General features: G+C 71.1%; 9 protein-coding genes. 4 read left to right on the forward strand and 5 right to left on the reverse strand.

The window, feature by feature from the left end; genetic code table 11:
• Nucleotides 1-8: 8 nt before the first annotated feature.
• Nucleotides 9-857, reverse strand: a complete 849-nt coding sequence (locus tag ACFWXQ_RS03100) for a polysaccharide deacetylase family protein (RefSeq protein ID WP_383946248.1) — start codon at nt 855-857, stop codon at nt 9-11.
• A gap of 101 nt (nt 858-958) precedes the next feature.
• Nucleotides 959-4,246, reverse strand: a complete 3,288-nt coding sequence (gene lysX, locus ACFWXQ_RS03105; protein ID WP_383946252.1) for a bifunctional lysylphosphatidylglycerol synthetase/lysine--tRNA ligase LysX — start codon at nt 4,244-4,246, stop codon at nt 959-961.
• A 102-nt stretch (nt 4,247-4,348) separates the two neighbouring features.
• Here lysX and ACFWXQ_RS03110 point away from each other — a divergent pair, with 102 nt between their 5' ends.
• Nucleotides 4,349-4,810, forward strand: a complete 462-nt coding sequence (locus tag ACFWXQ_RS03110) for a universal stress protein (RefSeq protein WP_383946254.1) — start codon at nt 4,349-4,351, stop codon at nt 4,808-4,810.
• A gap of 110 nt (nt 4,811-4,920) precedes the next feature.
• Here the strand turns inward: ACFWXQ_RS03110 and ACFWXQ_RS03115 are convergent, their stop codons facing one another.
• On the reverse strand, nt 4,921-6,102 hold the full coding sequence (locus tag ACFWXQ_RS03115) for a CapA family protein (RefSeq protein WP_383946257.1): 1,182 nt from the start codon (nt 6,100-6,102) through the stop codon (nt 4,921-4,923).
• Nucleotides 6,103-6,388: 286 nt separating this feature from the next.
• Here ACFWXQ_RS03115 and ACFWXQ_RS03120 point away from each other — a divergent pair, with 286 nt between their 5' ends.
• The 3 genes from ACFWXQ_RS03120 (at nt 6,389) to ACFWXQ_RS03130 (ending at nt 8,452) form a co-directional block, all read left to right on the forward strand.
• The gene (locus ACFWXQ_RS03120; protein ID WP_200394485.1) at nt 6,389-6,934 is read left to right on the forward strand and encodes a sigma-70 family RNA polymerase sigma factor; all 546 of its coding nucleotides are present in this window, start codon (nt 6,389-6,391) and stop codon (nt 6,932-6,934) included.
• Between the two features lie 135 nt (nt 6,935-7,069).
• Nucleotides 7,070-7,585 (forward strand): hypothetical protein, encoded by a 516-nt coding sequence (locus ACFWXQ_RS03125; protein ID WP_200394486.1) that lies wholly within the window; start codon nt 7,070-7,072, stop codon nt 7,583-7,585.
• 195 nt (nt 7,586-7,780) lie between these two features.
• On the forward strand, nt 7,781-8,452 hold the full coding sequence (locus ACFWXQ_RS03130; RefSeq protein WP_383946261.1) for an anti-sigma factor family protein: 672 nt from the start codon (nt 7,781-7,783) through the stop codon (nt 8,450-8,452).
• 38 nt (nt 8,453-8,490) lie between these two features.
• Here ACFWXQ_RS03130 and ACFWXQ_RS03135 read toward each other — a convergent pair whose 3' ends face one another.
• Together ACFWXQ_RS03135 and ACFWXQ_RS03140 are read right to left on the reverse strand one after the other, a co-directional pair.
• Complete coding sequence (locus tag ACFWXQ_RS03135) at nt 8,491-9,354, reverse strand: Fpg/Nei family DNA glycosylase (RefSeq protein ID WP_383946264.1); 864 nt, start codon at nt 9,352-9,354, stop codon at nt 8,491-8,493.
• Between the two features lie 101 nt (nt 9,355-9,455).
• Entirely contained in the window at nt 9,456-11,531 is a 2,076-nt protein-coding gene (locus tag ACFWXQ_RS03140) for a SpoIIE family protein phosphatase (RefSeq protein WP_383946267.1), read from the reverse strand.
• Between the last annotated feature and the right edge of the window lie 13 nt (nt 11,532-11,544).

Genomic DNA, 11,544 nt, shown 5'->3' on the forward strand with positions numbered 1-11,544 from the left:
CCGCGGATCTATGCTGCCTGCCGCCGGGGAACGATGATGTGATATCCCGAGTCCAGCAGCCGGGGCAGATAGTCGCGCAGCGCCGTCGCGCTCTGCGTGCGGTCCCCGCCCGCGTCGTGCCCGAGGACCACGACGCCCGGGGCCGCGCCCTTGATGACCCGGCTCTCGATCGCGCCGGCCCCGGGCGAGGTCCAGTCGAGGGTGTCGACGGTCCAGGCGAGCGGCTCCATGCCGAGTTCGGCGCCGATCTGGAAGGCGGCCCGGTTCCAGGCCCCGTACGGCGCACGGAACCAGCCTGGCCGCTCTCCGGTTCCCTGCTCGATCACATCGCAGGTGCGCTCCATCTGGGAACGGATCTCGGACCGGGACAGCCGCGTCAGCAGCGGATGGGACCAGGTGTGGTTGCCCACCACGTGTCCCTCGTCGGCCATCCGGCGCAACAGGTCCTTGTGCTCGGCGGCCATCTCTCCGCACACGAAGAACATGGCGCGCACCTTGTGGGCCTTGAGTGTGCGCAGGAAGTCAGGGGTGTATCGGGGGTCGGGCCCGTCGTCGAAGGTCAGCACCATGCTCTTGCCGCGCCCCGACATACGCAGGAACGGCTGGTGCCGTACGAGGGTCCGCGCGGCCGTGCCGCGGACCGGCCCGTATCCGGCGATGGGCTGAAGACGGTAGGCGGAGGGTCTCAGGGCCGCCCGTTTCGCCTGGGCACCGGCGGCGGGAGCGGCGGAGGACCGGACCGGGGAGCCCGGGTCGGCGGTGAGCACCTGTACGGTGCCAGCCGCGCCCGCCGCTCCCAGCACGGCGGCACCGGCGAGCAACGCCCGACGCCGCGAGAGGAACTGATCCTTATTCATGAGTAATCAGTCGCCCGGCCGACGTGTGTCTCAGCACATGTCCACCGGTGCGGACGCACGAAAGCACCCGTTGAGAGCAGCTCCCGGAGGTGGGGGGCGGCTCAGCGGCGGCGTACGAGCGGGAAGGGCAGCGTCTCGCGGATGGAGAGCCCGGTGAGGAACATGACGAGCCGGTCGACGCCGATGCCGAGCCCTCCGGTGGGCGGCATGGCGTACTCCAGGGCGTCGAGGAAGTCCTCGTCCAGCTCCATCGCCTCCGGGTCTCCCCCGGCGGCGAGCAGCGACTGCGCGGTGAGACGCCGGCGCTGCTCGACGGGGTCGGTCAGCTCGGAGTAGGCGGTGCCCAGCTCGGTGCCGAAGGCGACGAGGTCCCAGCGCTCGGCGAGCCGCGGGTCCACGCGGTGCTGGCGGGTGAGCGGGGAGACGTCGGTCGGGAAGTCCTTGTAGAAGGTCGGCAGCTGGGTCTTCTCCTCGACCAGGCGTTCGTACATTTCGAGGACGACATCGCCACGGCCGTGCTCGGCGGTGTACGGGACGCCCGCCCGGTCGCACAGCCGGTGCAGGGACTCCAGGGGCGTGTCGGCGTCGGTCTCCTCCCCCAGCGCCTCGGAGATCGCCCCGTAGACCGTCCGGACGGGCCAGAGCCCGGAGATGTCGTACTCGGTGCCGTCCTTGCGGGCGACCGGCGAACCGAAAGCGGCGGTCGCCGCGCCCTGGATCAGTTCGCGGGCGAGGTCGAGCATCACGTCGTAGTCGGCGAAGGCCTGGTAGGCCTCCAGCATCGTGAACTCGGGGTTGTGCTTGTAGGAGACGCCTTCATTGCGGAAGGTGCGGCCCATCTCGAAGACCTTCTCCATGCCGCCGACGCACAGCCGCTTCAGATACAGCTCGGGGGCGATCCGCAGATAGAGGTCCAGGTCGTAGGCGTTGATGTGGGTGGTGAAGGGGCGGGCGTTGGCGCCGCCGTGGATCTGCTGGAGCATCGGCGTCTCGACCTCCAGATAGCCGCGCTCCAGAAGGCCCTGGCGCAGCGCCTGGACGGCGGTGGATCTGGCGCGTACGACGTCCCGGGCGTCCGGGCTGGCGACCAGGTCGAGGTAGCGGCGGCGCACCTTGGCCTCGGGGTCGGCGAGGCCGCGCCGCTTGTCCGGCAGGGGGCGCAGGCACTTGCCGATGAGCTGCCAGGAGGTGACGAAGACCGTGGGCTGCCCCTTGTCGCTGACACCGGTGAGGCCGGTGACGGTGACGTGGTCGCCGATGTCGACGTCCTTGCGGAACCGGTCGAGGGCGGGCCCCGCGTCCTTCCGGGTGAGGGCGAGCTGGAAGTCGCCGGACCAGTCCCGCAGGACTGCGAAGAGGATGCCGCCGAAGTCGCGTACGAGCATGACGCGGCCTGCGACGGTCACGTGCTGCCCCTCGCGGACCTCGGCGAGGGTGTGGGTGCGGGGCGGGATGCCGACCGGGTAGGCGTCGGTGCCGTCGGCGCGGAGACGGTCGAGTTTGCGGTGCCGGATGCGGACCTGTTCGGGCAGTCCGGCGGTCGGATCGGCGGCCCCGGCCTCGTCCCCTCCGTCGAGGCCGAGCGCCGACAGCGACGGCAGGCCCTCGGTGCTCGCCGGTTTCGGCCCGCCCTTCGCGTGCCCCCTGCCCCAGAGCGTGCGCAGCGACGGTACGGAGACGAAGCCCTCCGCGATGCCGGAGGCCAGACCGATCCGGGCGAGGGCTGCGGTGTCCCCGTAGCAGATGAAGCGCGGATACCACTCGGGGTGGTACTTGGCGTTGGACCGGTAGAGGGCCTCCAGCTGCCACCACTTGGAGAAGAACAGCAGTAGGCGGCGCCAGAGTCTGAGGACCGGTCCGGCGCCGATGCGGGCGCCCTCCTCGAAGACCGAGCGGAACACGGCGAAGTTCAGCGAGATCCTGCGCACACCGAGCTTTCCGGCGACCGCGCACAGTTCGGCGACCATGAACTCCATGACGCCGTTGGGTGCGCTGCGGTCCCGGCGCATCAGGTCGAGCGAGACGCCGTCGCGGCCCCAGGGCACGAGGGACAGCAGCGCCAGCAGTCTGCCGTCGGAATCGAGCGCCTCGACGAGGAGGCAGTCGCCGTCCTCGGGGTCGCCGAGCCGGTCCAGGGCCATGGAGAAGCCGCGCTCGGTCTCGGTGTCCCGCCAGGCGTCCGCCCTGTCGACGATCGCCTCCATCTCCTCGTCGGTGAGGGTGGAGTGTCTGCGGACGCGGCAGGTGGCGCCGGTGCGCCGGACGCGGCCCACCGCCTGCCGGGCCACCCGCATGTCGCGGCCGTCGAGGTCGAAGCCGGCGACGTGCAGGATCGCCTCGTCGCCGAGCTGGAGAGCGCCGAGCCCGGAGCGCGCGTACGCCTTCGCGCCCTCCTCGGAGGCGCCCATGACGGCGGGGGCCCAGGCGTAGCGGCGGGCCACGTCGAGCCAGGCGCCGATGGCGTGCTGCCAGGCCTCGCGGTCGCCGACGGGGTCTCCGCTGGCCAGGCACACCCCTGCCTCGACGCGGTAGGTGACGGCGGCCTTGCCGCTGGGCGAGAAGACGACGGCCTTGTCGCGGCGGGTGGCGAAGTACCCGAGCGAGTCGTCCGCCCCGTACGCCTTGAGCAGCGCGCGGATGCGGCGTTCCTCGTCGCCGTGCAGGGCCGCCTCCAGGCGCTGGGAGCGGAAGAGGGTGGCGGCCGCGTTCAGCAGCGCGAGAGCGCCGAAGAGGCCGAGGAAGAAGAACAGCGGGCGGGGTGGCCGCCCGTCGAAGGCGCCGCCCGAGATGAGTCCGCCGCAGACCCGGTCCGCGGCCCACAGCAGCCGCTGGCCGCGTGGCAGGGTGCCGGGGAAGAGTTCGACGAGTCCCCAGCCGACGAGGATCGCCACGGCCAGCCCGGCGAACAGCACGCCCAGCGCCCGGCGCACCGCGGCCCTGCGCGAGTCCGCGTAGAACTCCCGGCGGGCCACGATCAGCAGGCCCAGGGCCAGGGCGCAGACCACGAGCGAGGGGACGGAGTCGGCGTACTGGCCCATCGCGGTGCCCAGCACGTCGACGAGGACCAGCAGTCCGAGGTAGACGACGACCAGCCACCAGGCGATCTTCTTGCGGGCCGCGATCGCGGCGGCGAGGAGGAACAGGAAGACCGCGTACGCGAGGTTCGCGCTGACCGGGACCACGACCAGGTTCAGCACGTGGACGACCGGGCGCAGCAACCTGCGCAGTGGCGGGATGAAGGCCAGCACCAGACAGAGCAGGCCGAGGGCGGCGAAGAAGACCGCGAATCCCTCGGGCACCTTGCTGAGGAGACCGTCCCGCGAAGGGCGTATCGGCCCTGTCGTGTCCTTCGGGTCCCTCGGTGCTTCTGCCCGGACGCCGGCATTCATGCTCTCGACTGTAGGAAGAGCGGGGCCCGGCCGCCTGTCGAGCGCGCCCGTGCGCGGTCCCGGGCGGCTGCGGGAGCCGCCTGTTCCGATAGCCTCTGCGCCGTGACGGAACAGCACTCCCACCAGTTCGAACGGGGCACCGACGGGCCCAAGGTCATCGTGGTCGGCGTGGACGGCTCCGACTCGTCCCTGCGCGCCGCCGCCTACGCCGCGGGGCTGGCCCGGCGCCAGCGGGCGCTGCTCGCTCTGGTGTACATCCAGCCGGTGATGGCGGCCGGTGCCGCGCTCGGGGTTCCGGTCGCGGAGACGACCGACCAGATCGCCGAGGATCTGATCCAGCAGATCCGGGAGGGGACCGAGCAGGTCAAGGGCATATTCGATGTGCGCTGGGAGTTCCACACCTTCCGCGGCGACCCGTACAACGGCCTCGTCTCGGCGGCGGACCAGCTCAAGGCGGACGCCGTCGTCGTGGGCGCCTCCGAGCAGGCGGGCCACCGGATCATCGGTTCAGTCGCGATCCGCCTGGTGAAGGCGGGGCGGTGGCCGGTGACGGTGGTGCCGTAGAGCGCCGAGCGCGGCGACCGGCGTAGGCAGTGTCATCGGCGCGCGCGCCGGGGGGGACGGCAACGCGCTCCCTCAGGGTGGACGCCCGGGAGGTGCTTCAACGCGCCCCGCTACTCCGACTGGCGCGCCGGCTTCGCCATGACCAGGCCGTCCTCGGCCGCGCCCCGGCTGAGGACGACGCGGCGGATCCGGTCGCGTACGGCGCTCACCTCGGCTCCTTGGCCGATCGCGCTGTTGAGGTCGACCACTCGGCCCGAGTCCACGTCGAACCACTGGGGTACGAATTCGGCCTTCTCGACCCGCCAGCGGTCGCCGGACCTCTCCGGCGGGGCGAAGGTGAAGCGGCCGATGGTGCTCTCGTTGCCGCGGGGATCCCGGGCTCCGCCGTGGTTGAACATCTCGCCTGCGATCTGGTCGCCCATCCCGTAGATCACCCAGGTTCCGTTGACCTTCTCGTACGCCTGGGGGACGTGGGCGTGGGTGCCGAGGATCAGGTCGATGTCGGGGCGGCCGTCCGTGCGGGATCCGGTGAGCCGCTTGCTCAGGGCGAGCTGCTTGGTGTCGGGCTCGTCCTGCCATTCGGTGCCCCAGTGCAGGGACACGACCACGACGTCGGCGCCCGCCTTCCGGGCGGCCCTGGCGTCCGTGACGATCCGGTCGGGGTCGATGAGGTTGACGGCCCAGGGTTCGCCGGCCGGGAGCGGGAAGCCGTTGGTGCCGTAGGTGTACGCGAAGTGGGCGACCTTGGCGGTGCCGGTCTGCATGATGGTGGGCGCGCTCGCCTCGGCGGCACTGCGGGCGGATCCGGCGTGCCGCACCCCGGCCCGGTCGAGCGCGTCGAGGGTGCGGTGGATACCGGCGGCGCCGTCGTCCAGGGTGTGGTTGGAGGCGGTCGAGCAGGCGTCGTAGCCGGTCGCGGCGAGGCCCTCGGCCACCTGCGGCGGGGACTTGAAGGTGGGGTAGCCGGTGTAGTGGCCGTCGGCTCCGTAGACCGTCTCCATGTGACAGATCGCCAGGTCGGCGCGGGCCACGACGGGTTTGACCCCCGACAGCATGGGGCGGAAGTCGTAGCCGTACCCGCCCGCGTCGGCCTTCGCCCGGTCGATGATCGAGCTGTGCGGGAGGACGTCACCGGAGGCGACGAGTGTGAAGCTCTGCGCCGAGGCTCCGCCCCCGACCGGGCTCCCCCGGCGGTTCGGCCCGTCCTGCCCTTGACAGCTCGCGACAACTGCGGCGCAGCACAGGACCGCGAGGACCGTTACCGCCTGTCGGGTGCGCGGTGTCCTCGCCATTCCCGGCCTCGCTCCCCTGCGGCTCAATACCGCTCAATGCGGTCGGATTTAAGTACGAACCGATATGTATCCGGATAAGCGTGCCGATGGGAGTCCAGAAGGCGCCACTGTCACTGACCCGAACGGGGTTCCAGGACAGGGCCATTGGGGCGAACCGAGATGCGGAGGCGGAGCCTTCCGTCCCGGTTGACCGTTCGTCGTACCGTTCGTCGACGGGTTCGACCGTCTGCCGACGAGCCGTGTCCGTGGCCTGTCCCGGCGGGTCGCCCTGCGCTGGCATACGGCCATGACGGCCGCCACGACCATGACCAGCAGGACGACCGCCGAGCACGAGCTGGCCGAATTGCAGCGGGAGCACGGCGCACCGCTCTTCGCCCTGATGCTGAGGCTCTCCGACGGAGACCGCCAGCGTGCCGAGGATCTGGTGCAGGAGACGTTCGTACGCGCCTGGCAGCATCCCGAGGCGCTTCGAGCCGACGACTTCGACTCCGTACGGCCCTGGCTGCTGACGGTCGGCCGGCGGCTTGCCATAGACGCGCGACGGGCCCGCCAGGCGCGGCCCGCCGAGGTCGGGGACGCCGTGCTGGAGAGCGCACGGGTCGCGGCCGATCACGCGGAACGCTCGGTGGCGACCCTCGATGTGCGGGAGGCTGTGAAGACACTCACTCCCGAGCACCGTGAAGTCCTGGTGCAGGTGTATTTCCGGGGGGCGAGTGTGGCGGAGGCCGCCGAGGCCCTGGGGATTCCGCCCGGTACCGTGAAATCTCGCGCGTACTACGCGCTGCGCGCCCTGCGCCGGGTTCTTCCGGGATACGCGGCCGACCTGCGGTGAAACCGGAGGCTAGGTCAAGCCTCCGTAAAGCGCCTTGCCGAGGACCATGGTTGAGCAATCAGCTGTCTTCATCCGTGTTCCGGACTGGGGCCCGGGGTCGGGCGACGCGCACGCACCGGAGGAAGGCAGGAAGGGATGCTGCACAGAGGTCAAGAGAGCACGGACGGCGCGGGCGGTGGTGAACTCACCGTCCCCATGGCGTGGTTGTACGCCGAGTACATCGCCGACGAACTGCTGCGGACGGGCGACCTGATGCCGCCGACGTCCTTCGAGTTCCGCGCCGGGCGCGACGCCCTGGCGCTCACCATCTTCCTGTCGGACACGAGCGGTGAGCTCTCCGGCATCCGGGTCGTCACACAGCTGGAGACGTGGCTGTCGCTGACGGCGTACGACCAGCCGTGGCAGGACTGGGTCCGCGAGCGCATGGCCGGGCTCGCCGCCGAGGCGATCGACGCGGGTGGTCCGGCGCCGGACCTGGACCTGGCGACGGCGGCCTGGCGCTGGCTGGAGGAGACCGAGCTGCTCGCGCCCGACCTGGACGCGGTGCCGGGCGGCGGTCCGGTCATCGGGGAGGACGACGGCCCGAAGGTCTGGACACCGGCCTGGCAGCTGGGGCTGCCACTGGGGCACCTGGCGATCCATCTTTTCTGAGCGATTTTCCGACACACTTCCGCCTCCAACTACCCTGACCAGTTTTTTCTGAACCTCGACCAATCCGCGGGCCCGTCCGCTCCGAATCTCTTGGTTCGTTTCCTACGGGACTTGAGTGATTCGGCGGTCTCCTGCGTACCGGTGGGCAAGCAACTACTCCCCGCACACACACCCCATCGGCACCGAGGATTTGGTATGAGGTCGCTGGAACGCCACCGCGACGTCGGCGCATATGCGCTCGGCGTGCTGGACGAGGCGGATGCCTTCCGCTTCGAGGACCACCTCACGGAGTGTCCCCAGTGTGCGGTTCAGATACATGAACTGGCAGCCACCACACGGTCGTTGCGGGCTTACGCCCAGGCGACGCCACGTGCGGTGCATCCCATGACGCAGGCCGGGCCGGCCCTGCTGGACCGGCTCCTGGACGATGTCGTCGCGACACGCCGCAGCGGGCGCAGGCGCTGGCTGTACGCGGTCGCCGCAGCGGTGGTCTTCGCCGTGGGCGGCCCCGCGGTCGCGGTCTTCACCGGGGACGAGGCCTCCGGCGGCAAGACGGTCGCCGCGACCGACCCGTCGTCGGGCGTATGGGCCGAGGTCACCACCCTGAACCGTGCCTGGGGCAGCGAAGTGGACCTGAAGGTCAAGAACGCGCCGAGTCTCCTGCGCTGCCAGCTCGTGGCCATCGGCCGCGACGACTCGGAGCAGGTCGTACTCAGCTGGACCGTGCCCGAGAAGACCGGCGAGGCCGTCGAGAGCAAGCCGTCCGAGCCCATGCAGGGCGCGGCGGCACTGCATCCCGACGAGGTCGTCCGGTACGAGGTGCGCAACCCGGACGGGAAGGCCCTGGTGACGCTCAAGGCCCCCTGAGGCGGAAGTGCCTGACGGGCCCGTACGCGGACGCCCGGCTACTTCAGGAACTTGGACATCCGGCGGTCCGCGAGGGGCTTGCCGCCCGTCTGGCAGGTCGGGCAGTACTGGAGGGACGAGTCGCTGAAGGAGACCTCGCGGATGGTGTCGCCACAGACCGGGCAGGCTTCTCCGGTGCGGCCGTGGACGCGCAGGCCGCTCTTCTTCTCGGCCTTCAGCCGGCCCGCGGCGAGTCCGTGGGAGCGCTCGACGGCGTCGGCGAGGGTCGTCCGCAGGGCCTCGTACAGCCGCCCTGTCTCCTCCGGTGTCAGGGCCGAGGCGAGCTTGAAGGGCGACATCTTCGCGGCGTGCAGGATCTCGTCGCTGTAGGCGTTCCCCACTCCCGCGATCAGGCTCTGGTCGCGCAGGGCACCCTTCAGCTGCCGCCGCTCGCCGTGCAGCAGCTCCGCGAAACGGGCCTCGTCGAAGTCGTCGGCCAGCGGGTCCGGGCCGAGCCTGGCGACACCGGGGACCTCACCCGGATCCCGTACGACGTACACGGCCAGCCGCTTCTGGGTGCCCGCCTCGGTGAGGTCGAAGCCCTCGCCGGTCTCCAGGGCGACACGCATCGCCAGCGGGCCCTTGCCGGGGCGCGGCGGCCCGTCCGGAAGCCGGTCCTTCCAGTGCAGCCACCCCGCACGCGCCAGATGCGTCACGAAGCGCGGCCCGCCGTCCGTCTCCAGGTCCAGAAACTTCCCGTGCCGGTGCACGGCCACGACCTCCCGCCCTTCGAGAGCGCTCAGCGGCGGCTCGTACGTCTTCAGCACACTGATCGCCACAGGCAACACCCGCACGATCTCGCGACCGACCAGGTGATCGACCAAAAAGTCCTTCAACGCTTCGACCTCGGGAAGCTCCGGCATAGATCCCAGGGTGCCACCACCGCCCCACCAGGGGCGCGGGGAACTGCGCGACAAGCCCCCACGACCCGCACGCCACAACGCACCCGCAAGCCCCCGCCCCCTCACTCCCGCTCAGGCACAAGGAACTCGCACCACACACACTTGCCACCACCCCTCGCCTCCACCCCCCAAACATCCGCGAGCCGGTCCACCAGCAGCAGCCCCCTCCCGGAGACCCCGGACTCCCCCGCCTCCCGCCGCCGCGGCAACGCACTGGACGCGTCCTCGACCTCCACACGGAGCCGCCGGTCGAGCCCGGTGAGGACACGCAACGTCACAATGGCGGAGCCCTCCGTGTGCATCAGGGCGTTGGTGATCAGCTCGTCCGCGATCAGCTCGATCTCGTCGGCCCTCTCACCCGCGCCCCAGGCGCGTACGGCCGCACGGATCATGTGCCGGGCCTCGGCGAGCGCCTCGGGGTCGCCGGGTCCGACGTGCTGCTGGAGCCGGCCTCCGGGGCGCTGCGCGTCCAGGCCGAGGCGCCGCATCAGGAGCAGCGCCACGTCGTCCTCGCCGCCGCGTTCCTCGGCCACGTCGATGAGCCGGTCCGCGAGGTCGCGTACGTCGTCGGGGCCGGTGGAGATGAGCGCGCGCAGGGTCTGCATGCCGTCGTCGAGGTCGATCCCGGGCTGTTCGACGAGGCCGTCGGTGCACAGCAGCAGGGTCTGGCCGGGGTCGAGTTCGAGGGTGTTGACCGGGTATTCGAGGCGCCCGAACAGGGCGGACAGGCCCAGGGGCAGGCCCCCTTCGACGGGCAGCCTGCGGCAGCTGCCGTCGGTGTCGCGGACGAGCGGGTCGATGTGGCCCGCCCGGACGACCTGCACCACACCGGTGGACAGGTCGGCCTCCGCGTACAGACAGGTCGCGAAGCGTTCGGTGTCGAGTTCGTGCAGGAAGACGGAGGCGCGGGCCATGACGGTGGCGGGGGTGTGGCCCTCGGCCGCGTAGGCGCGCAGGACGATGCGCAGCTGGCCCATGACGGCGGCCGCGTGCGTGTCGTGGCCCTGGACGTCGCCGATGACGGCCCCGACGCGGCCGCCGGGCAGCGGAATCACGTCGTACCAGTCGCCTCCGATGTCCCGCCCGAGAGAGCCGGAGCGGTAGCGGACCGCGATGTCGGCGCCGGGCACGCTGGGGATGGAGCGCGGCAGCATGGCCTGCTGGAGTCCCTGGGCGAGGTCCTTCTCCTGCTCGTAGAACATGGCCCGCTGGAGGCTCTGCGCGATGCTGCTGCCGAGGGCGACCAGGACGTTGCGGTCCTGGGACGAGAAGCCGTGCCGGTCGCTGTAGAGCAGCCCTATGGCGCCGATGGGTCTGGCCTGGGCGATGAGCGGCAGATAGGCGGCCGAGGTGATCTCAAGACCGGTGATGTGCGGCCAGAGCAGCGGGTACGAATCGGCGAACTCCTCCGGCGACTCGATGAAGCGCGGGGCGAGCGTGCGCACGGCCTCGCTCATCGGGTACTGCTCGTCGATACGGGTGACCAGCGTGCCCGGTACGAAGCTGCCCTCGGGGCCCTCGGCGACGAGCCGGATGCGGCCGGCCTCGACCAGGCCCATGACCACGCTGGTGGCGCCCAGGTGGGTGACCCCGTGGGTGTCCTTGAGGACGTCGATGACGTCCTGGACGGTGTGGGCGTGCGCGAGAGCCGCGGTGGTGATCTGCACGACGTTCGTCTGCTCGCGGCGGGCCTCGGCCTGGGCAGCCTGCTCCCGGCGGGCCTCGGCCTCGCCGAGTTCCTCGGTGGCGTCGCGGACGATGCCGATGATGCGGCGCGGACGGCCCGTCTCGTCGCGCCGGATGTAGCCCTGGGTGTGGGTCCAGCGCAGGGTGCCGTCACGGCGGCGGACCCGGAAGTACGCCCCGTAGTTCTCGCTGCCGTCCTTGATGGCCTGGGAGACGTGGGCGTCCAGGCGGCGGCCCTCGGTCGGCGGCACCCGGATGCTCAGCGATTCGGGGCGGCCGTCGTACTCGTCCGGGCGCACGTCGAAGATCTCGTGGGCCAGGGCATCCATCTGGAAGGTTCCGGCGTCCAGGTCCCAGTCGAAGCTGCCCATGTGGTTGAGCGCCAGGATCGGGTCCGGGTGGGCGGGCCAGTCGTCCGGGAGTGACAGGGCGCTCGCTCCCCGATCAACCATGGGCCCACCTTGC

This window comes from Streptomyces sp. NPDC058697 (assembly GCF_042715345.1).
GTDB lineage: Bacteria > Actinomycetota > Actinomycetes > Streptomycetales > Streptomycetaceae > Streptomyces > Streptomyces liliifuscus.

What these genes read in the sequence shown, in the direction of transcription:
- ACFWXQ_RS03100 (WP_383946248.1), bottom strand. Translation starts at nt 857, where the DNA reads ATGAATAAGGATCAGTTCCTCTCGCGGCGTCGGGCGTTGCTCGCCGGT.
- lysX (WP_383946252.1), bottom strand. Translation starts at nt 4,246, where the DNA reads ATGAATGCCGGCGTCCGGGCAGAAGCACCGAGGGACCCGAAGGACACG.
- ACFWXQ_RS03115 (WP_383946257.1), bottom strand. Translation starts at nt 6,102, where the DNA reads ATGGCGAGGACACCGCGCACCCGACAGGCGGTAACGGTCCTCGCGGTC.
- ACFWXQ_RS03120 (WP_200394485.1), top strand. Translation starts at nt 6,389, where the DNA reads ATGACGGCCGCCACGACCATGACCAGCAGGACGACCGCCGAGCACGAG.
- ACFWXQ_RS03125 (WP_200394486.1), top strand. Translation starts at nt 7,070, where the DNA reads ATGCTGCACAGAGGTCAAGAGAGCACGGACGGCGCGGGCGGTGGTGAA.
- ACFWXQ_RS03130 (WP_383946261.1), top strand. Translation starts at nt 7,781, where the DNA reads ATGAGGTCGCTGGAACGCCACCGCGACGTCGGCGCATATGCGCTCGGC.
- ACFWXQ_RS03135 (WP_383946264.1), bottom strand. Translation starts at nt 9,354, where the DNA reads ATGCCGGAGCTTCCCGAGGTCGAAGCGTTGAAGGACTTTTTGGTCGAT.
- ACFWXQ_RS03140 (WP_383946267.1), bottom strand. Translation starts at nt 11,531, where the DNA reads ATGGTTGATCGGGGAGCGAGCGCCCTGTCACTCCCGGACGACTGGCCC.